The 20,625-nt window shown below is 65.1% G+C and carries 21 protein-coding genes; 13 read left to right on the forward strand and 8 right to left on the reverse strand.

What is annotated here, in order from left to right:
• Positions 1-156: 156 nt before the first annotated feature.
• Positions 157-852 (forward strand): DUF305 domain-containing protein, encoded by a 696-nt coding sequence (locus AU194_RS16535; protein ID WP_059090349.1) that lies wholly within the window; start codon positions 157-159, stop codon positions 850-852.
• Between the two features lie 16 nt (positions 853-868).
• Here the strand turns inward: AU194_RS16535 and AU194_RS16540 are convergent, their stop codons facing one another.
• Both AU194_RS16540 and AU194_RS16545 read right to left on the reverse strand, forming a co-directional pair.
• On the reverse strand, positions 869-2,053 hold the full coding sequence (locus AU194_RS16540) for a cell wall metabolism sensor histidine kinase WalK (protein ID WP_059090330.1): 1,185 nt from the start codon (positions 2,051-2,053) through the stop codon (positions 869-871).
• On the reverse strand, positions 2,050-2,796 hold the full coding sequence (locus AU194_RS16545) for a response regulator transcription factor (protein ID WP_059090331.1): 747 nt from the start codon (positions 2,794-2,796) through the stop codon (positions 2,050-2,052). Before AU194_RS16545 ends, AU194_RS16540 begins: the two co-directional genes overlap by 4 nt.
• 137 nt (positions 2,797-2,933) lie before the next feature.
• Here AU194_RS16545 and AU194_RS31240 point away from each other — a divergent pair, with 137 nt between their 5' ends.
• Positions 2,934-3,188, forward strand: a complete 255-nt coding sequence (locus AU194_RS31240; protein ID WP_231743420.1) for a hypothetical protein — start codon at positions 2,934-2,936, stop codon at positions 3,186-3,188.
• Here the strand turns inward: AU194_RS31240 and ripA are convergent.
• Complete coding sequence (gene ripA, locus AU194_RS16550) at positions 3,166-4,569, reverse strand: NlpC/P60 family peptidoglycan endopeptidase RipA (protein ID WP_059090332.1); 1,404 nt, start codon at positions 4,567-4,569, stop codon at positions 3,166-3,168. The two genes, AU194_RS31240 and ripA, sit on opposite strands and share 23 nt — an antisense overlap.
• 338 nt (positions 4,570-4,907) lie before the next feature.
• Here ripA and AU194_RS16555 point away from each other — a divergent pair, with 338 nt between their 5' ends.
• The 6 genes from AU194_RS16555 to AU194_RS16580 all read left to right on the forward strand — a co-directional run bounded on the left by AU194_RS16555 (position 4,908) and on the right by AU194_RS16580 (position 10,277).
• Positions 4,908-5,270, forward strand: a complete 363-nt coding sequence (locus tag AU194_RS16555; protein WP_024444607.1) for a BlaI/MecI/CopY family transcriptional regulator — start codon at positions 4,908-4,910, stop codon at positions 5,268-5,270.
• Positions 5,270-6,190, forward strand: coding sequence for a M56 family metallopeptidase (locus AU194_RS16560; protein ID WP_011856857.1), 921 nt, complete (start codon positions 5,270-5,272; stop codon positions 6,188-6,190). Before AU194_RS16555 ends, AU194_RS16560 begins: the two co-directional genes overlap by 1 nt.
• 333 nt (positions 6,191-6,523) lie before the next feature.
• Positions 6,524-6,940: a hypothetical protein gene (locus AU194_RS16565; RefSeq protein WP_059090333.1), complete on the forward strand. Its 417-nt coding sequence runs from the start codon at positions 6,524-6,526 to the stop codon at positions 6,938-6,940.
• A gap of 102 nt (positions 6,941-7,042) precedes the next feature.
• Positions 7,043-8,161 carry a PLP-dependent cysteine synthase family protein gene (locus AU194_RS16570; RefSeq protein WP_059090334.1) on the forward strand — a complete coding sequence of 373 codons (1,119 nt, stop codon included), beginning with the start codon at positions 7,043-7,045 and terminating at the stop codon, positions 8,159-8,161.
• Entirely contained in the window at positions 8,158-9,420 is a 1,263-nt protein-coding gene (locus tag AU194_RS16575; protein ID WP_059090335.1) for an MFS transporter, read from the forward strand. The genes AU194_RS16570 and AU194_RS16575 overlap by 4 nt, the downstream gene beginning before the upstream one ends.
• A gap of 110 nt (positions 9,421-9,530) precedes the next feature.
• Positions 9,531-10,277, forward strand: coding sequence for a response regulator transcription factor (locus AU194_RS16580; protein ID WP_197417640.1), 747 nt, complete (start codon positions 9,531-9,533; stop codon positions 10,275-10,277).
• 62 nt (positions 10,278-10,339) lie between these two features.
• Here the strand turns inward: AU194_RS16580 and ripB are convergent, their stop codons facing one another.
• The 5 genes from ripB to AU194_RS16600 all read right to left on the reverse strand — a co-directional run bounded on the left by ripB (position 10,340) and on the right by AU194_RS16600 (position 16,213).
• Positions 10,340-11,086: an NlpC/P60 family peptidoglycan endopeptidase RipB gene (ripB, locus tag AU194_RS31245; protein WP_046361656.1), complete on the reverse strand. Its 747-nt coding sequence runs from the start codon at positions 11,084-11,086 to the stop codon at positions 10,340-10,342.
• 484 nt (positions 11,087-11,570) lie between these two features.
• A complete protein-coding gene (locus AU194_RS16585) occupies positions 11,571-12,794 on the reverse strand; it encodes an Ig-like domain-containing protein (protein ID WP_059090336.1) in 1,224 nt (407 codons plus the stop codon).
• A gap of 384 nt (positions 12,795-13,178) precedes the next feature.
• Positions 13,179-14,108 (reverse strand): sterol desaturase family protein, encoded by a 930-nt coding sequence (locus AU194_RS16590; RefSeq protein ID WP_059090351.1) that lies wholly within the window; start codon positions 14,106-14,108, stop codon positions 13,179-13,181.
• Between the two features lie 47 nt (positions 14,109-14,155).
• Positions 14,156-14,926: an AraC family transcriptional regulator gene (locus AU194_RS16595; protein ID WP_059090352.1), complete on the reverse strand. Its 771-nt coding sequence runs from the start codon at positions 14,924-14,926 to the stop codon at positions 14,156-14,158.
• A 462-nt stretch (positions 14,927-15,388) separates the two neighbouring features.
• Positions 15,389-16,213, reverse strand: a complete 825-nt coding sequence (locus AU194_RS16600; protein WP_059090353.1) for an alpha/beta fold hydrolase — start codon at positions 16,211-16,213, stop codon at positions 15,389-15,391.
• A 156-nt stretch (positions 16,214-16,369) separates the two neighbouring features.
• Here AU194_RS16600 and AU194_RS16605 point away from each other — a divergent pair, with 156 nt between their 5' ends.
• The 5 genes from AU194_RS16605 to AU194_RS16620 all read left to right on the forward strand — a co-directional run bounded on the left by AU194_RS16605 (position 16,370) and on the right by AU194_RS16620 (position 20,581).
• Positions 16,370-16,582: a heavy-metal-associated domain-containing protein gene (locus AU194_RS16605; RefSeq protein ID WP_011856847.1), complete on the forward strand. Its 213-nt coding sequence runs from the start codon at positions 16,370-16,372 to the stop codon at positions 16,580-16,582.
• Positions 16,579-17,550 carry a hypothetical protein gene (locus AU194_RS16610; RefSeq protein ID WP_059090337.1) on the forward strand — a complete coding sequence of 324 codons (972 nt, stop codon included), beginning with the start codon at positions 16,579-16,581 and terminating at the stop codon, positions 17,548-17,550. The genes AU194_RS16605 and AU194_RS16610 overlap by 4 nt, the downstream gene beginning before the upstream one ends.
• Positions 17,551-17,590: 40 nt before the next feature.
• Positions 17,591-19,876 carry a cation-translocating P-type ATPase gene (locus AU194_RS16615; RefSeq protein WP_059090338.1) on the forward strand — a complete coding sequence of 762 codons (2,286 nt, stop codon included), beginning with the start codon at positions 17,591-17,593 and terminating at the stop codon, positions 19,874-19,876.
• Between the two features lie 26 nt (positions 19,877-19,902).
• A complete protein-coding gene (locus AU194_RS31250; protein ID WP_073681638.1) occupies positions 19,903-20,181 on the forward strand; it encodes a YHS domain-containing protein in 279 nt (92 codons plus the stop codon).
• 70 nt (positions 20,182-20,251) lie between these two features.
• A complete protein-coding gene (locus AU194_RS16620) occupies positions 20,252-20,581 on the forward strand; it encodes a metal-sensitive transcriptional regulator (RefSeq protein ID WP_011856766.1) in 330 nt (109 codons plus the stop codon).
• Positions 20,582-20,625 lie beyond the last annotated feature (44 nt).

A 20,625-nucleotide genomic window follows, 5' to 3' on the forward strand; every position in this document is an offset into this window, starting at 1 on the left:
CGCCGACCGGGTGAAGGACCGGGGGAGGTGTCTTCATCAAATCTTCATCGGATCGCGAACCGACCCATACTCGGCATGCTGAGGCTGGGGTCCGGCGGCGCAAGGCTTGCCGTGTGGACGCATGGTGTCACGAAGATGTTTGAGGAAGGATGTGCGATGCAGCACAAGCGTTTTGGATTCGGGTTTGCGGCGCTTGCGGCGTCGGCCCTGGTTATCAGTGGCTGTTCGAATGCAACGAACGAGTCTCAGTCATCGGCGTCGAGCACCACCTCAGCGGCAGCGTCGGCGTCGGCTTCGCCTAGTGCTGCGAGCAGTGACGCTGCGCATAACGATGCTGATGCGGCGTTCGCGCAGGGCATGATCCCTCATCATCAGCAGGCGATCGAGATGAGCGACATGCTGCTCGGCAAGCAGGGAGTTGATCCTGAAGTAGTGTCACTCGCCAACGAGATCAAGAACGCTCAGGGTCCTGAGATCGAACAGATGCAGGGCTGGCTGCGGGACTGGGGAGTGTCCTCGTCGACAACGGCCCCCAGCACTGCCGCAATGCCCGGTCATGACATGCCTGGCCATCAAATGCCCAGCGGAGACATGGGTGATATGCCGGGTATGAGCGGCGGGGGTATGGGCATGATGTCGGAAGCCGATATGGCTGCACTGCAGAATGCGCAGGGCGCTGAGGCTAGCCGACTCTTTTTGACGCAGATGATCGAGCATCACAAGGGCGCGATCATGATGGCGCAGCAGGAGGTTGACAACGGCCAGTTCCCGGCGGCAGTCGAGATGGCGCGCAACATCGTGTCTTCTCAGCAAGCGGAGATCGACACGATGCAGGGAATGTTGGACAAGTAGCGCGGAGGGGCACTCGTCAGGGACGCGCTGAGTCAGCCGTCGCAGGGTGGTGCTGGCTGCGTATCGGGGTGATGGGCAGGGCGATGGTGAATGTTGCGCCGGCGCCGGGTCCAGCACTGGCTACCGAGATGGATCCGCCGTGGGCTTCGATGAGCGCTTTGGCGATGGCGAGCCCGATACCGGCGCCGCCGTGCTCGCGGTCGCGGGCGGTGTCTGCCCGGTAGAACCGTTCGAACACTCGGGTGACGTGCTCGGCGGCGATCCCTTCTCCGGTGTCGGCGACAGCGATTTTTACCTGGTCGCCGTCACGAAGACAGTGAAGGTGTACCGACCCGCCGGGCGGTGTGTGCCGTAGCGCATTCTCCAGCAGGTTCCCCAACACTTGAGACAGTCGTTGTTCGTCGGCCCACAGCGGCGGTAGCGGTTGCGGGAGGTGTACGTGCAGTCCGACCCCCTTGGTGTCATAGCGTTCTTGTGCTGCTGCGACGCACTGGCGGGTTAGGCGGTCCACGTCGAGGGAGGCGTAGGACATAGACATCGCACTTTCCTCGGCCTTCGCCAGCGCGGCGACGTCATCGGAGAATCGCACCAGCCGACGGGTTTGGTCGCGCAGCATGGCTGCTGTCTGGGGTGTCAAGGAGCGCACGCCGTCTTCGAGTGCCTCGATGTAGGCCTCGAGTACTGCCACGGGTGTGCGGATCTCGTGCGCGAGGTCTCCGAACAGTTGCTGGCGTGTCGAATCGACGGCTTGAAGCCGGGAGGCCATTTGGTTGAATGCGGTTGCGAGGGCGTCGAAGTCATCGCCGAGGCGCGGCGGTGACACGCGGATGTCGTAGTTCCCTTCAGCGACATCGGTGGCCGCGGCGGCGACTTCGGTGATGGACCGTTGGAGGCGTCGACTGACGTAGAAGCTGACCGCGAGGGCGGCCAGTGCTGACACCGCTAGGGCGCCTCCGATGGAGATCACCGTTGCGTAGCCGTAGGCCTCTTCGGCGTGGACTTCTTCCAGGGAGTCCATCGGGACACCGGCACGGTGGAGGTGTTCGCGGAACAGCGGTGGGCCGACCACGGCAGCGACCACCGCGGTCGTCGCCGCTCCGGCCGCCAGCACGATGGCTTGGGCCGCCAGGAGTCGCAGGCCGATACCGGGACGGCCCGGCCGTCGACGCCGGCGAGGGGTCGACGTAGGTGGGGGAGTCACTGTCCGGTTCCCATCCGGTATCCGACACCTCGAACCGTGGCGATGTAGCGGGGGCGTGCGGCGTCGTCGCCGAGTTTGCGTCGCAAGTGTCCGATGTGGACGTCGACGAGGTGTTCGTTGCCGACCCAGGGTTCGTCGCGGATTATTTCGAGAAGTTGTCGGCGGCTCAGCACGATTCCTGGCCGCGCGGACAGGGCTTCGAGAATGTCGAATTCCGTGCGGGTCAACAGGATTAGTTCGTCGTCGATATGTACCTCACGGGCGGCGACGTTGATGCTCAGTCCGCCGAAGCGGCGCGGCGGGGCTGTCTCTCGTTCGGCGGGTGCGGCGGCTGTTTGCAGGATGCGGGGTCGCCGCAGCATGGCGCGGATGCGCGCGACCAGCTCGCGGGGACTGAAGGGTTTGGTGATGTAGTCGTCGGCGCCGACGGTGAGGCCGAGCACGGTATCCAGTTCGGTGTCACGGGCGGTGAGCATGACGACGTAGGCGTCGGAGAAGGTCCGCAATTGCCGGCAGACCTCGAGTCCGTCGATGCCGGGTAGGCCAAGGTCAAGGATGACGACATCGGGATCCAGGTCGCGTGCGACGGCGATTGCGTCGACACCGTTGCCGGCGACGACGGCTTCGAACTGCTCGCGTTCGAGATAGCTGGCCACCACTTCGGCCAGGGGGAGTTCGTCGTCGACGACCAGCGCGCGGTATCCCTTCGCGCTCTCAGGCGCGCCCAGGTGGTGGTGCTGCATGTCCCATATGGTGCCTGCTGGTGCGCCCGTAACCAGGTATGGCTGACCGAGCGGCTCGATCTTCAGCAGATCTTCACACGACTCATACCGTTTTCCTCCTGCGGTGGGGTGAGGCTCACTGCGGAGGAGGGCCTGACATGCGTTGGCTGATGGACGTGTGCCCGAACAGTCTCGGGTGGCAAGCGTGGCTGATCCTGTGTGCCGTGGTCGTGGTGCTGTGGGCGGCTGCGATCGCCGGCGCGGCGGCGCTATTTAACGCCTCTCGCTGGCCGCGTCGTTCGGGGCGGCCTGACGTGCCCGAGGAGGCCGATTCGCAGCGGCGGCACCGCGGCGCACTGACCGGTCCACCTGCGCGGCATCGCGGCGATGTCAATATTCGATCAAGCGGGTGACGTAGGGCGTCATGCCGGAGGTGCGCACGGGCGAGATCTTGACGACCGACCCGGTGTAGGGGGCTTCGATCATCATGCCGTCGCCCAGATACATCGCTTCGTGCTGGCTGGCGTTGGGGCCGTAGAAGATGAGGTCACCGCGTCGCATCTGTGACGAGGGGATCTTGCGGCCTGCGTTGTATTGCGATCCGGAGTAGTGGTCGAGTTTGATGCCGACGCCGGCGAAGGCATACAGCATCAGGCCCGAACAGTCGAAACCCACGGTGTTGGCGCCCTGGTCGATGCCTCGTGACGGGCCGTTGGCGTTGCCGCCGCCCCAGGAGTAGGGCACGCCCAGTTGTGACATGGCGCGGCGAATCACGAATTCTGAGGCCTGGCGGCCGTAGAGGCGGGGGATGCGTCCGTTGGTGATGCCGGGATCTGCGGCGGCGGTGACTGGAGACAGAATGCCGAGTTTGGTGAGGAACTTACGGCCCATGTCGGCCGTCAGCTGCGCCGAGGTCGCCATGATCTTGAGGACGGCATTGATGATGGCCACCGGGTCGCCGGCCACGTTAGCGCTGGGCACCATCGGCAGCGTGGTGTCCCACAGGCCCCCCTTAGTGGCGCCCCCCGGCGACGTGGTGCCGCGGTCCCAGGGAGCGCCGGATGCCGGCCCAGCGCCGGGTTGCGCGGCACTGGGCGCGGCAGCCGTCGCCGCCACCGGTCGGGCGGCTTCCAGTCGTGCTTGAGCGGAGTCGCGTTCGGTAGCGAGCTGTTCGACCTCGCGTTGCTGTGCGGTAAACGTCTGCTGGGCGTCCCGGAGTGCGGCTACCGCGTCGTCTTGCCGGCGTTGGGCGTCCGCGGCGGCGCTCTCGGCGCGCGCCCGCGCTGCCGTCGCAGCAGAAAGCTTGTTGGCCTGATCGGTCTGCCGACGCAGGAGGTCGTCGTGGACCCGCTGAAAGCTGATGGTGAGGGTCTGCTGGGTCGAGGCCCCGGCGAGGATCTCCTCGGGACTTCGTGCCAGCGGCAACGCACCCGACGGCCCGTTCATATAGGTCGACGCGGCGAAGCGGTCAAAACGCTGTTGCGCGGCCTCGATCGCGTGTCGACTGTCGGTCAGGGCTTGGTCGCTGGCAACAACGTCGCGCCGGGCCTGCGCGAGGGTGTCGCGAGCGGCCGCGACCTCGACCAGGGCACGGTTGACGCCCTCCTGCTTGATCTGAATGTCGCTACCGACGTCGGCCATCCGCTGGTTCGCGTCGGCGACCGCCGCAACCAATGAGGGAACGTCGTCGCGATCGGGGCTGCCGTCATGCCCGGCAACAGCGGTACCCGGGGCGCTGAGCACCAGTACCGGCATTAATGCACAGAGACTCAGAAAAGAAGTGAGGCGCCGCATCGAATCTCCTCAGCTGGGGTGAGCGTTGTCGAGCCGCGCACCTAAGCCGAAAGGCACCCGCGGCACTCCTACTACCGAGCTAAGTACGTAGCACAATAGTACGTAGACGGAACGTACATCACTTTGGTATCAGGAGGAACGTCTGTCACAGTCTCAGGTCGGTTACAACTGTGCGCCACGGGCGCTAGGTTCACGCGCCGCGGCCGGTAGTGCAGATGCTGGCCCTATGCGGTCCAGGTGAGGCGTATCGCGGCTTTTCCCAGCTCGGCGGCTACATTGGGGACTGAAGAGCTCGGGGCGCGAGGAGGCCAGCTCGTCGCGGAGAGCGGGAGGCGCAAATGGAACAGCGAGGATTCGGCGACCTCGAAGCGGTGGTCATGGATTGCGTGTGGGATTACGCCGAGCCTGTCACGGTGCGTGAGGTTTTCGACGAGATCTCTCAACGGCGCCAGATCGCTTACACCACCGTGATGTCGACGATGGACAACCTGTACCGCAAGCGCTGGTTGCAACGTCAGCGCGATGGGAAAGCGTACGTGTATCAGGCGTCCATGAGCCGCGAGGAGCGTTCCGCGCGTTTGATGAAGGCCGCGTTCGACGCCGGCGGGGATACCGATGCGGTGCTGGCCTTCTTTGTTGAGCAGATGAACGCCGAGCAGTCCGCTCAATTGAAGGCGGCTCTGCGCAAGGGTCGTCGGTGATGACCGCCGCGCTGTGGCTGCTCCTCTACGGCAGCGCGCTGGCCTGGTGGGCGCCACCGGTCCTGAGGCGGATGACCCGTCACGGCATCAGCCCCCATATGGGAGTGGCCGCCTGGCTGGCCACCGTCGCCGCGACGCTGACGGCGTGGCTCGTCGCGCTGATCATGGTCATCGGCGCAACGACGGACAGTATTCGTACGGGCGCGGTCGTGACGCTGTGCCTGGAGCTGTTTGGCTTCTCCGAGCACACCCCCATGGCCGGACGAATCGGTTCTGTTGTTCTCATCGCGGTAGGAACCCTGACGTCAGGGTTCGTCGTAATGCGGATCGGTCGCTGCTTGTCGCGGCTGCGGGCGCGAAGTCACGAGCACGCGCGTGCCGCGCGGATCGTCGGCCGACCCACCGACCATCCCAATGTGGTGGTCGTGGAGGCCGACCGGCCTGCTGCCTACTGCGTGGTCGGACGCCCGAACGCCATCATCGTCACCTCCGCGGCGATGAAGTCGTTGAACCGATCACAGCTCAAAGCGGTTCTGGCGCATGAAAACGCGCACATCTCGGGGCGCCACCACCACATCCTCATGGCGCTCCGCGCTTTGGGGGGCACACTGCCGCGGCTTCCGCTTTTCGCGACGGCCCCTCATCGTGTGGGTGAACTGCTGGAGATGTGCGCTGACGACACCGCCGTGCGCCGCGTCGGCACGCATCCGCTGTTGGCTGGTTTATCTGCTCTGGCCGGAGAACACCCGCCTGCGCGGGAAGGCCTCGCCGCGGCGGGAACAGCGGTCATCGCGCGAGCGCAGCGCCTGCTCACCCCCACACGCCGGCACGTGCGATGGCGCCACCGCATCTGCCTGACAGCCGCGATCACCGCCATGCTCGCCACACCCGCTCTCATCCAGGTGCTCTGCCACCACTAGCGCCTCAACGCCGGCCGCACGCTGCGCAGGTGGAGCCAATGCGCGTAGGCCGCCAGCAAAGGAAACACCGCTTGGCGCGCGGGCCGATAGAGAGCAAATTATCTACGTAGTAAAACCGTAGATGATCTGCGGTACAAGCAGCGCTCCGATCTATTGCATCTCCTTCGCGGAACCTCCAAAAGGGCGTTTTCGCAAGGGCATCGGGCGAAGTCGATCGTGCGACGGAACGGCCGGTTGGCTCGGCGCGACGGCGGTCGCGCTCTGATCACAACCCGGCATCGGCTCAGGGGCCGAGCCTGAATTCGCCGATCCGCTGCTACAGTCGGCAACATCGTGAAGTACTTCGACGCGAACTCTGGGCAACGCCGCCGCGCCATCGTCGCGGCGTTGATCGCGTTCTGGACCGTCATCGTCGGAGCCGAGTGGGCACTGCCCGGCGTGAATGCGGCACCTACGCACGGACCGCACACCCTGGCCACCAGTGCGGTCGGCGCGCCGATGTCTGTCGAGCTCGACCACCCCCACGTCTCCCAACCCGACGCCGAGTGCACGCCCGACACATTGGCCGAAGCGATCCTGCCGCGGGGAACGGTTTCCCTGATCGCGCTCGCGTTGGGCCTCGTCGTGGTTGTGCTTCCGCTGCTGTGGTGCCAGGCGGCGAAGGCGCCTATCCGCGGTCCACCACGGAACGCCCGCGCCCTGCGCACCGGCCGCGACGTGCTCGCCCACCTGTGTATCGCGCGCCGCTGATCGGCTAGCGTCAGGCCCCGTCGTCTTCGACGGTGGCCGGTGACCGCTACCTGCCGTCAGTCGCCGCGCTTCGTCGCGGCCTCACAGAAGCGACATTCATCGATGAATCCTGCCCTGCCAATCCGCCATGCACGCACTTCCCACACCCGATCGGCACAGCCACAACGCGGCCGCAACGAGCGGCCGGCCACCATGGTTGGCCAGACCCCTGTCTTGAGAATCAGCGCACCGTTCACGTCAGAAGAGCGGGGCTTTTGGGCCAAACTCGAAGGCTTCAACCCGGGAGGGATGAAAGACCGACCCGCGCTACACATGGTCGAACGCGCCCGCTCCCGCGGGGCACTTGCCCCCGGCGCCCGCATAGTCGAATCCACCAGCGGGACACTGGGGTTGGGTCTCGCACTAGCCGGAACGGTCTACGGGCACCCCGTCACCTTGGTCACCGACCCCGGGATGGAGCCGATCATTCAGAATATGCTCGCCGCATTCGGCGCCGACATCGAATTGGTCACTGAACCGCACCCACAGGGAGGCTGGCAGCAGGCTCGCCGTGACCGCGTGCAGAAGATCTTGGCCACCGACCCGCGCGCGTGGCATCCCGATCAATACAGCAACCCCGATAACGTCGAGGCCTACCGCGGGCTCGCGTTGGAACTGAACGAACAACTCGGCGCCGTTGATGTCCTGGTGTGCTCGGTGGGCACCGGAGGCCACTCGGCCGGCGTCGCACGCGTCCTCCGAGAATTTAACCCGCAGCTGCGGCTGATCGGCGTCGACACGGTGGGCTCGACGATCTTCGGCCAGCCCGCGGCTTCTCGGCTCATGCGCGGCCTGGGATCGAGCATCTATCCCGGCAACGTCGACTACCAAGCGTTCAACGAAGTGCATTGGGTTGCCCCCGCGGAGTCGGTGTGGGCATGCCGCACCCTGGCGGCCACCCACTACGCCAGTGGCGGCTGGAGCGTCGGTGCGGTCGCCCTAGTTGCAGGCTGGGTCGCACGCAATAGCCCTGCCGGAGCCACTGTCGCAGCGATCTTCCCGGACGGTCCGCAGCGCTACTTCGACACCATCTACAACGACGACTACTGCCGCGCCCACGGCCTGCTCGACGCAGCGCTCCCACGGCATCCCGCCACCATTGAGGACCCGATGACCCAGACAGTCACGGCGTGGACGCGATGCACCACCGTTGTCGACCCCACCGAGAGGCAGTCACGATGACCCTGCTGTCAGCCTTCCGCAGCTTTGGTTGGCCCAGTCGGATGCTGATGATCAACCAATTCGGCATCAACCTGGGCTTTTACATGCTCATGCCTTACCTGGCCGGCTACCTCGCCGGCCCGTTGGGGCTGGCCGCGTGGGCCATCGGCCTGGTGCTGGGTGTACGTAACTTCTCCCAGCAAGGCATGTTTCTCATCGGCGGCACTCTGGCAGACCGGCTGGGCTACAAACCGCTCATCGTCTGCGGATGTGTCCTCCGGACAGCAGGATTCGGCTTGCTTGTCTTCGCTGAATCGCTACCGGCGGTTCTGATCGCCTCGGCAGCAACCGGCTTCGCCGGCGCCCTGTTCAATCCTGCGGTGCGCGCCTATCTGGCGGCCGACGCGGGCCCACGGCGCGTGGAAGCCTTCGCGGTGTTCAACGTGTTCTATCAGGCGGGCATTCTGGCCGGACCCCTTGTCGGGCTGGCCTTGATGTTCGTCGATTTCCGAATGACAGCTGCCGCCGCAGCGGTCGTGTTCGCTGCGCTGACCGTGGCCCAACTCTTAGCATTGCCCCACCGCGCCGCGGGGACACCTGACGAGAAGACATCGGTGCTGCAGGACTGGCGAACAGTCGCGGCCAACCGCTCCTTTCTGCTCTTCGCGGCGGCCATGATCGGGTCGTATGTCTTGTCATTCCAGGTCTATCTGGCATTGCCGCTTCAGGCGCGAGACCTGTTTCCGCGCAACGATTCCGTTGTCACCGCCATGATCTTCGTGGTCTCGGGTCTGGTTGCCGTCCTCGGCCAGATGCGGATCACACGATGGTTCGCCCACCGCTGGGGCGCCGGCCGCTCCCTGGTGATCGGCATGCTGATCCTCGCGGCGTCGTTTTTGCCGCTGATCGTGCTGCCTGATGACACCAGGGCAGGCAGAGTCGCCGCCGCGACCGCGTTACTCGTCGCCACGGCGGTGCTGGCGGTCGGGTCGGCGGCGGTCTTCCCGTTCGAGATGGACACCGTCGTCTCATTGGCCAACAACCGTCTCATCGGAACGCACTACGGCTTCTACAACACCATCGTCGGAGTCGGCATTCTTGTCGGCAATCTGGCCACCGGCTCGCTGATGCAGGCCGCCCGAGATCTCGGACAACCCTGGCTGCTGTGGGTTCTGCTGTCGGCAATCGGGCTGGCCTCCGCCGCGGCCTTGTTCCGGCTGGACCGACGGGGCCGACTTCAACCCGAACAGCTGACATCCTCCGCGCAACCTCCGCGCTGAACACCCAACGACGCGAACATGCTCGATACCCCATATCGTCATCTACGTAGTAACTACGTAGATGGCGATATGCTGGTTCCAGCATCCGCGCAGACGCCTTCACGCCGTGAATGGCCCACGCTGGCAAGGAGACTGCCACGACCATCGAGCCGCACCCCGCTTCGGGCAGCGTTGCCTCTCCGGCGGTAGCCGCTGGGCGCATTCGCGTTCTGCTGGTTGAGCCTCGGCGCATCTACGCCGACATGTTGGCCCGCACCCTACGCGCTGAAGAGTTCGCCGTCGACGTCGCACGCTCAGATGCTGCAGCGCTCACCGCGGTGCTCGGCGATGACCCCGATGTGGTGGTGGTGTGCGTGGGATCATCCGCGCACGGCGCCGTCGTCCTTGACCGTGTTCGCCAGGCCGCCCATTGCGGCGTCGTCGCGCTCGCCGACACAGATATGGCGCCACTAATATCGCGCGTCGGAGTGGCTCCCATCGGCTCCCGCGACATACTCAACACGCGAATACGGCAGACGCTCAGGCGTTCTCACCAGCGCAGCGAGGTCGGCGGCGCGCAGCGACGCCACGTCGACGATCTGGTGATCGACGTGGGGGTCCGGCGGGTCTATCAGCGCGGCAACGTCATATCGCTGACTCGAACGGAGTTCGCGATCCTTCGGGTGTTGTCCGATGATCCAGGGGAGCCCGTGACGTGCCGACGACTTCAGGAAGTCCTTTGGGGGGCGACGCAGCCCGGCGGGCGGTCGGCACTGGGCGTGCACATCGGCAATCTTCGACGCAAGCTCGGTGACGCCCCGTCTCGTCCGCGCTATGTCCGGACGGTCCGCGGCATCGGCTACTGTCTGGCCGGCTGAACCATTACCCGGTGCAGACAAGGCGTTTGGTGGGAGGAAGCTGTTGGCGGAGGCGTTCGGGGTCAGGTCTCGATAATCCGTATGACGTAGGGTGTCATCCCGGCGGTACGCACCGGTGAAATCTTGATGGGAACGCCGGTTTGTTGCGCCTCGATCATTTTTCCGCCGCCGAGGTAGATCGCTTCGTGTTGGCTTCCGCCGGGCCCCCAGAACAGGAGGTCGCCGCGTTTAGCTTGCGCGGGAGGTACCTTGCGGCCAGCGTTGTACTGGTCGCCGGACCATCGCGGCAACAGTACTCCGACGCCGGCGAAGGCGAATCGTGTCAGTCCTGAGCAGTCGAAACCGACGGTGCCTGCGCCTTGGTCGACACCGCGACTAGGGCCGGTGAGGCTGCCCCCTCCCCAGGAGTAGGGAACGCCGATCTGCGTTCCTGCCCTGCGGATAACGTATTCGATCGCCTGGGCACCGTAGAGACGGTTGCCGCGGACGCTCGTTTGGGGGCTTGCCGCGGGACTGACGAGTCCGAGACTGCTCAGGAAGCTACGCCCCAAGTCCATCGCAGTCTGGGTGGCAACGGCCGTCGCCTGCAAGGACGCGTTGGCGATGGCAACCGGATCGCCGGGCGCTCCCGCACTCGGGATCTTGGGCAGGAGTGGATCCCACGGACCGCCTGTCGGCTCGGCGGAGGCTGCTGGCGTGCACGCCAAAAGTACCGTCGCGACGACGGCAACGATCACCCCAGTCAGGCGAAAGCCGACCGCAGATACGCGGCCTTCCTCCGGGCGGACGCATCGGGCCATCGGTTCCATATGGCGTTCTTTCTTTCGGCTGTCGGAGCGCCGGTGATTGGTTTCGCCAAGAAAGGCGAAACAGAGCGTTCCGTACTGTGCAGCAACGATGTACGTAGCGAATACGTAGATCAGCCTAACTCACATATGCCTCATCAGTAACACCTGCAACATAATTACAATGCTGGAACTTCGGCAGCTGAAATTGCTAATGGTGTTTTGCGAATGGGTGCTTGAAAGTGTCGATCGTCGATGGCAAAGGCTACGAAATAAGCGGTGGTCCGGACATGTGAAAATGCCTTTACCTAGGGCGGCAAACCAAAGGTGCCGTAGCGGAAAGGGCTGCGCTACCTGTGCTGCGTGGGCCCCACGGCGCGATGCTTGGGTGACACTTGGCAGTTCGCAACCCGGTTCGGTGGATGCGAAACGTCCTGCTGGCACGCTAACTGGTGCCACGAGGTGACTGGGAGGCGGCGGTTGTGAGTCTCCGCTGCTGATCTGAGTTTCAGAGGTTGGCGTTGCCGGCTTTCCACTGATCCCAAGGGATGTTCCAGTCACCTAAACCGTCTGTCCCCGACAGCGTGGGGCCGGTGGTGTTGATGACCTCAACGATGTCGCCGCGTCGGGTGTTGTCGTAAAACCAGCGGGCGTTGGCCGGATTGACGTTGAGGCATCCGTGGCTGACATTGGCGATACCTTGGCTGCCCACCGACCACGGTGCAGAGTGCACGTAGATCCCGCTGTAGGACATCTGGGTCGCCCACTCCACCTCGGTGCGGTATCCGTCAGGAGAGTTGACCGGAACTCCGTAGGTGGACGAATCCATCACCAGAAACGAGTAACGATCTCCGATGATGTAGGCGCCGTTATCGGTCGGGGTCTTGGCTTTACCCATGGAGATGGGCATGGTCTTGACGATCTGACCATTGCGCCGCACAGTCATCGTTTTGGTGGCGTCATCGGCGGTGGCGATGACCTCGTCACCGATGGTGAACCGGGTAGTGACGTCATCCTGACCGAACAGCCCGTCACCGAAGTTGACGCCGTAGGCGTTGACCGCCACCTCTACTTTTGTTCCCGGTTTCCAGTATTCGGCTGGGCGCCACCGTACTTCGCGATTATTGAGCCAGTAGAAGGCTCCCTCGACCGGGGGGTTGGTGGTCACGTCGATCGCTTGCTGCGCCGCAATCCGATCGGTGATGTTCTCATCGAAGCGGATCGCGATGGGTTGGCCCACGCCAACCGTTTCCCCGTCGTTGGGCAGGACGTAGGGCATCGTCAAGTTGTCGGGCGAGTGGGTTTCGAAGGTCGCTGTCGTAGTGGTCGCGCCGCCCAGTCCAAGGGCCTGGGCATGAAGGGTGTACTGCTTGTTGTAGCCCAGCGGCTCGGCCGACGACCAGGACACGCCATCGGGGCTGAGCTGTCCGTCGACGAGTTCGCCGGCTTCGTTGGTCAACGAGACTTGGCCGAGAACGCCGTCACCGGCGGACACGGTAACAGGGGAGTCCACCGCGACGCCGATCGCTCCGTCGGTCACCGACGCCTGCAATTTGGGCACTAGCAGGTCGGCGAACGGGGTGCCTTTATCAGTGATGACCTCGGGCTGGGGCGCGGCGGCCGGCGACGAGCTGCACGCGGCCGCGATCAGCAGCACCGCCATCGCTAGGACGGCCGTCCGCAGCCACTGCGCCGTCCTGCGAAACGGTGGGAGGCAAGTCGCCTGCGGCATCAGTGTGGTCTCCGTATCCGAATGTTGACATCGCTGATGAGCGGGCACTGCGTGCGCCGCGACGGCCGTTCGCGGGCGGCGGTGCACCGTTCACGAATATGGTTCAAGTGTGCTGATGCGTCATTTGGCTTTCTTAGTCCTTCGATGAAGATTCAGTAAAGACGCAGACTTGCGCTCTGGCCTGCCCGACATGGCATCCGGCTAGCTCTGGCAGGCGCCGAACGGGCTGCCGATCGTTTGTTCGTCGATCGTCGGCCCGTGGCGCGAAATGGGCCACGTAGGAGGCTATGGGTCTAGTACGCGTAGATCGGGAACGCTTGAGGCAATCACGGTTCCGGGAGCGCTAGACGCTGGTCGCTCTCAGCCCTGCTCCAGTGTCGGTTTCTACGCGGTGGGGTCCTTCGTCGCGGTGGTGGACTTGAGGCTGCACCCTCCGGCGGGGGTGAAGGGGTGTATCAGCTGCCGCCCGTACGCGGTGGGGTAGTCGGGGTGTGCGGCCATGCCGAGCTGGGTGGAGTCGAATCGGCGGCTGGGGTTATAGGAGTAGGTGCGCATGAGGTGGTCCCAGACCAGGGTGAACAGCCCGAAGTTGACGTCGCCGATGCCGGCCCACTTGAGGTGATGGAAGCGGTGGCCTTCGTTGAGAGCCAAGACGTGCTTGGCGGGGCCCACGCGGTAGTCGGCGTTGGAGTGCTGCAGCAGCAGCTGGATCGCCACCGCGAGGGCGAGCAGGGAGGCGACGTTGACGGGCAGACCGATCAGGATGAGCGGTGCCACACCAGCGGCCATCTCAACGGTTTGGTGCAGCGGGTGTTTCATCAGGCCGTTGAGGCCGTAGAAGCGGGTGATGCTGTGGTGCACGGCGTGGAAACGCCACAACACGCCGATCTTGTGGCTGGCCACATGGACCACGGTGATGCCGAGGTCGGCGATCATGATCGCGGCGAGGACCTGCAGCGGCAATGCCCAGGTGCGCGGCCACAGCTGCGGGGCCGGGACGACCGCCGCCAGTAGTGGAATGGCAGCCACGCTGGCCAGGATCAGCGTCTCGTTGACTGCGACGTGGATGCGGTCGCGCCTGCTGTCTGCCTGATCATGATTCCATTCGGGGTCATACGGAATGACACGTTCGACCAGCAACGCGGTGGCAATCGCGACGGCCATCACGGCCAGCAGCCAGTATTTCGGGGCGCCGGCGGCGGTTAACGCCACACCGGCGCCGTTGAGGCCGAGCAACATGACCGGCACGTAGCCGTATCGGGCCACCGCCTGTGCCGCGGTGACCGCCGTCAATGGCGGGGACTTCGTGCTCACCACCTGATCGTCGCGGCTACTGGCGTGGCAGAGCTTGAATGATCCGGCTACACGGCGGTGTCGAGGTCCCAGGACACGTGCCGGCTCAACGCCGAGGGCGCCAGCCCGAACATCTCCCGCGTGGTACGGGTCAGATGGGCGCTGTCGGAAAACCCCGCATTATGTGCGGCGCCGGTCAGGTCATCGCCGGCGTGCGCGCAAATGATGGCGAGCCGCAGCCGTAACCACAGCACGTAGCGGCGCAGCGGAATGCCAACCTGTTCGGTGAACAGATGGGTCAATCGGCTCGCAGACACACCGACCTGGGCCGCGAGTTCGGTACCTCCGACTGGGCCCGCGGCCACAAGGTCGGGGAGCACCCGCAACACCTCGTCGACGGCGCGATGGCGGGTCGTTGCTTCATCAGCTGCCATGGCGGGTGCGAGGTGTTCGATCAGCTCGTCGACCACGACGGCCAACGGACGTCGGCGGGTGAACGTCAACACCGGAGCAACAGTCCAGCCGGACCGAAGCGCGCGCAAGTGCGCCGAGCGCCCTGGGGCAGACTCCGGTTCCAAGAACACCACGGTGCCCTCCGGCGCGCCGACTTCGACCCGGTGTGGCGCATCGGCGGGCACGACCACCTTGGTGCCGCGATGCTGGTTGCCGTGCTCGTCACGCATCGTGAAAGGTGTTGTTGCGGTGACAATCTGGACGGCATGGTGGGCGTGTAGGTCGGTGGTGCCAATCGATCCGGTGAACGCCAACACCCCAGGTCGCAGCAGTGCCGTCCCGCCCCAGTGCGGTTCACCGGTGATACCACCGCCATCCCGCATCATCGCCACGAATCGATGCTACGGCCTTCCAATAATCGACTTACCGCGGCGCCAGCAACGGGGAACATCGAAGCAGGCGTGGCCAGCCATCCGCCGCCACGGGTAACGCAGGATATGCGCCATTGGCCAGTCACCCACCGCCGCGCCTAGCTCGGGCGCCCTTGTACCGTATACCCCTCAGGGGTACCTTCGTTGTATCACCCGGGGCGGGTAGCCCGACGACTGGAAGGCGTATCGCTGGTGACCGTACAAGAAAGATTTCGGCAGCTCGTCCAAAGCCAGACCGCACGGTCGATCGCCAAATGCATCGCTTTGTGCGCGGTGGGTCGTGTCACTAGTGGGCGCCGCTCAGGCAAGGCCAGCGAGGGAAAGTCCTGCTGCGGCTGACAGCACCGCGACAGGCTGCCCCCGAGCGGCTTGCCGCCGGAGCGTCAGGCCCCTCACTGCTGCCGCCGTCCTTCGTGCCTAGTCTTCATGGACCCGAGTGTCCCGGTCCGATGTTCTGCGAAGGAAGTTCTCGATCGCCGGGCCGAAAGCGTGTGCCATGTCCTCAGCGTCGACGAATTGGCGGGACATCGAAACTTCGGCGAGGACCCCTCGTGGAAGGACATCGGCGAGGCTGTGGGCCAAGCACTCGGGGTGACGGATGTCGTCGCCGGCGATGACGAGCGTCGCAGTGTCGATGCGCCGGAGGTCCTCGACCGTTGCAAAGGCGCGGTCATGACCGATTGACGCCGCGGCCGCCGCACTGTGGGCGTCAGCGCGCGGAATAGCCTCAGCGACCAGGTTGGCGATCAGCGGCTGAAGATCAGGAATGAACAATTCCCAGGCGGCCTGCAGACCGCGGGAACGGGCACGCTCGGCGAAACGATCCATCAGATCGGTGTCTGCGGCTTTGTCCGCATCGTCCTCTATCGCTTCAGCACTGATGACCACCGCCGACCGGGCGATACGGGGGTGCTGGAGGCACGTCCGCAAAACGATGGTGCCGCCCAATCCGGCGCCGACAAGGTGGGCGCAGGTGTCATCGAGCGCGTGAACGATCGCAATGACGTCGCTGACGTACTGATCCCATCGGTGCAACGTCGGGTCGGGACAACGGGATGCTCCGTACCCTCGAATGTCGGGCAACGCAACGCGATACCGGCCAGCGAGCCGGTCAGCAAGCGGTCGCATGCTGTAGTGATCCGGACCCCCACCATGAAGCATGACGATCAGTTCGCCGCGGCCGACGACCTCCCCCATGAGGGGCCAGCCATCATCTCCGACGTGCAACGCGCGCACCACCAACTGATCCCTCCCGTCGTTCCGGGATAGCGCTACGCGCGTCGACACCACACCAATAACCCCGGAAAGTAACCCTTGAAGCATACCCCCAAGGGGTATATGCTCTCTTACGCATACCCGGTAGGGGTATCGACACCCGTCGAGGATAGGAGATCGGTGATGAGCACGAGCACGTACGCCGTCACAGGGATGACTTGCGGACATTGCGAGCTCTCGGTGCGCGAAGAGGTCAGCGAGGTCGCCGGAGTTGAAGACGTCGAAGTTAGCGCCAAAACCGGCACCCTGATCGTGACGTCGAGCCGTCCCGTCGACGACGCGCAGATCCTCAACGCCGTCGACGAGGCCGGCTACTCGGCGGTGCGTGTCGCATGAACGCCGCGGGACGATTGACAGCGTTTGGCGCCGGACTGGCAGTGGCGTTCACGGCTGCATACGTCACCGCCGCAGCGGTCGTCCCTGATACCGCGGCGACATCTCCGCAGGCCCAAACTTCCGATGCTGCAGCGGAAAACAGCGCGCCGCCGACCGAGCAGGCGTCATCAGCCGTTCCCTTCGCCGACCCGCCGGGGTTGTCGTTGGCCGAAGACGGATACGTCCTGAGCCCGGTGCGGTCCCCCAGCGCACCCAACGATCGGGGAACGATGAGCTTCACCATCGTCGACCCGGGCGGCACGCCGCTGCTGGACTACGCGACCGTGCACGACAAGCAACTGCACCTCATCGTGGTCCGTTCCGACGGCCAGCACTTCGCCCATGTACACCCAAGGCTGGACGCGGCCACCGGCACGTGGTCAACGCCGTGGACGTGGAACGCCGCCGGCACCTACCGCGTGTTCGCCGACTTCCAACCCGCAGGGGCGGGCAGCGCCAAACTCACCCTCACCCGAACCGTGCAGGTGGCCGGCGCGTTCGTCCCGGCGGTGGCGAGTGCCACACGCACCGTGGATGACATCGCCGGATACACCGTGAAACTGGACGGTGCACTCACCGCGGGCGTCTCCCACGAACTCACCGCGACAGTCACGCGCGACGGCCGGCCGGTGACGACCTTGCAGCCCTACCTGGGGGCTTACGGCCATCTCGTCGCCTTGCGTGAGGGAGATCTGGCGTATCTACATGTGCACCCTGAGGGGGCCGAGCCGGTACCGGGCGGCACCGGTGGGCCTGCGGTGTCGTTCGCGGCAACCGCACCCACTGCCGGGCGCTACCTGCTCTACCTCGACTTCAAAGTCCAGGACACCGTGCACACCGCCAGCTTCGTCGTCGACGCCGCACCCGGTGGCACCAACGAGCCCGCGCCAGAGCCATCGCGTGACGCCGGCCATGCCGGCGGGCACTGAGCTATCCCGTCCGAATCAGAAACTGAAAGGCAGTGGCTCCATGACGACATCGACACCGGTGTCTGGCCCGAGTGTGGAACTCCGCATCGGGGGAATGACCTGCGCCTCCTGCGCCAACCGCATCGAGCGCAAGCTCAACAAGCTCGACGGCGTGGCCGCGACAGTCAATTACGCGACGGAAAAGGCCACCGTCACGGTGCCTGACGGATACGATCCGGCGCTGCTGATCGCCGAGGTGGAGAAGACGGGCTACACCGCCGCGCTCCCGACACCGCGCACGCCGATGCCCTCCGACGCATCCGGTGACACCCCGCACGCCGCGGACACCGCCGACCCCGAACTGGCCTCGCTGCGGCACCGCCTGAGGGCCTCGGCCGTCCTGACGGTGCCGGTCGTCGCGATGGCGATGATCCCGGCGCTGCAGTTCACGTACTGGCAGTGGGCGTCGCTCACGCTGGCGGCCCCCGTCGTCGTGTGGGCAGCATGGCCATTCCACCGGGCCGCCTGGGCCAACCTGCGACACGGCACCGCGACCATGGATACGCTCATTTCGCTGGGCACCGTCTCTGCGTTCCTGTGGTCGCTGTATGCGCTGTTTCTGGGCAGCGCCGGCACGCCGGGTATGAAGCATCCCTTCGCGTTCACCCTGGCACCGTCGCATGGCGCCGCCAACATCTACCTCGAAGTCGCCGCCGGCGTAACCACGTTCATCCTGGCCGGACGCTACTTCGAGAAGCGGTCCAAACGGCAGGCCGGAGCGGCACTACGAGCCCTACTCGACCTAGGCGCCAAAGACGTATCCGTCCTGCGCGACGGGACGGAAACCAAGATCGCCATCGAAGAACTCGTGGTTGGCGACGAGTTCATAGTCCGTCCGGGGGAGAAGATCGCCACCGACGGCGTGGTGGTGTCCGGTTCCTCGGCTGTCGACGCCTCGATGCTGACCGGCGAAGCGGTACCCGTGGAAGTCGCTACCGGCGACACCGTGGTCGGTGCCACCGTCAACGCCGGCGGCCGGCTGGTGGTGCAGGCCACTCGCGTCGGCTCGGACACCCAGCTCGCGCAGATGGCCCAGCTGGTCGAACGCGCCCAAACCGGCAAGGCCGAAGTTCAACGCCTGGCCGATCGCATTTCCGGCGTCTTCGTACCGATCGTCATCGCTATCGCCGTGATCACCCTCGGCGCCTGGCTGGGCGCGGGATTCTCAGTCGCCGCCGCGTTCACCGCAGCGGTCGCGGTCCTCGTCATCGCCTGCCCCTGCGCCCTCGGGCTGGCCACGCCCACCGCCCTGCTGGTGGGCACCGGCCGCGGCGCACAAATCGGCGTGCTGATCAAAGGTCCCGAGGTGCTCGAATCCACCCGCAAGGTCGACACCGTGGTGCTGGACAAGACCGGAACCGTCACCACCGGCAAAATGACGCTGGTCGATGTCATTACAGCGCCGGAAACCGAACGCGCGGAGCTGCTTCGACTGGCCGGCGCCCTGGAGAACGCCTCCGAGCACCCCATCGCCCAAGCCGTCGCCGCCGCGGCGGCCGAGGAACTCCACGCCTTGCCCGTTCCGGAGGACTTCGCGAATGTCGAAGGTAAAGGCGTCCACGGCGTCGTGGATGGACACGCCGTCATCGTCGGGCGCGAATCACTGCTGGCCGACTGGGCGCAACACCTCAGCCCGGATCTGTCCCACGCCAAGGCCCGCGCGCAAGCCCAGGGAAAGACCGTGGTAGCGGTCGGGTGGGACGGGCAGGCGCGCGGTGTACTCGTCATCGCTGACACCGTGAAACCGACAAGCGCACAGGCAATCTCGCAGATGCGTGACATCGGGCTGACCCCCGTGTTGCTCACCGGCGACAACGAAGCCGTCGCTCGACAGATCGCCGCCGAAGTCGGCATCGACGACGTCATCGCCGAAGTCATGCCCGAAGGCAAGGTTGACGTCATCGCACGCCTCCAAGCCGAAGGCAAGACGGTCGCCATGATCGGCGACGGAGTCAACGACGCGCCCGCCCTCGCCCAAGCCGACCTCGGTCTGGCGATGGGCACCGGCACCGACGTCGCCATCGAGGCCTCCGACATCACCCTGGTGCGCGGTGACCTGCGCAGCGCCGTTGACGCGATCAGGCTGTCCCGCGAAACACTGTCGACGATCAAAACCAACCTGTTCTGGGCGTTCGCCTACAACGTCGCAGCGATCCCCGTCGCAGCACTGGGCATGCTCAATCCGATGCTGGCCGGAGCCGCAATGGCATTCTCCAGCGTCTTCGTGGTGGGCAACAGCCTGCGCCTGCGCCGCTTCAAAACCACTTCCGCCGACACCACCAGTTAAATCACCGCCACCTGTGAGGAGAACCCATGTCCGAGAATCAGAACCGCACGTCAGCCTGCTGCTGCAGCGGCGCAGCCGACAAAATCGATACCTCACCCATCGACCCTACGGCGAGGAACCTGCTTCACCTCGGATCGCAGAACGAGACCACCTGCCCCGTGATGCCCGGCACTCCGGTGAACAAGACGATCGCCGAAGCAGCGGGACTATTCCGTGACTATCGCGGTCGGCGTTACTGGTTCTGCTGCAAGGGATGCGGACCACGCTTCGACCGCGACCCCGACAAGTATGCCTCCGCCGCATGACCGCGACCCTCGTCGCGCACTCCTCGCCGGGCACCCAAAGTTAGTCACCACCACGCACAAGGAAAGCGTCATGACCCACGCCGACAACACCAGGCACTGCCCCTCAACAGGCACCACCCACCACGGCTACATCACCGATAAAGACAAATACCTCAAGCGGTTGAAGCGCATCGAAGGCCAAGCCCGCGGCATCAGCAGAATGATCGAAGAGGAGCGGTACTGCATCGACATCCTGACCCAAACAGACGCGCTCACCAAAGCCCTCCAAGGCGTCGCGCTGGCACTGCTTGACGACCATCTTCGCCACTGCGTCCGTGACGCCGCCGCCACCGGCGGACCGGCCGCTGACGCCAAACTCACAGAAGCCTCTGAAGCCATCGCCCGCTTGGTGCGTTCCTAACACCCACATCATCAATGCGCGTCGACTGAAACGCGAAGTCCCCT

This window comes from Mycobacterium sp. GA-2829 (genome assembly GCF_001499965.1).
GTDB lineage: Bacteria > Actinomycetota > Actinomycetes > Mycobacteriales > Mycobacteriaceae > Mycobacterium.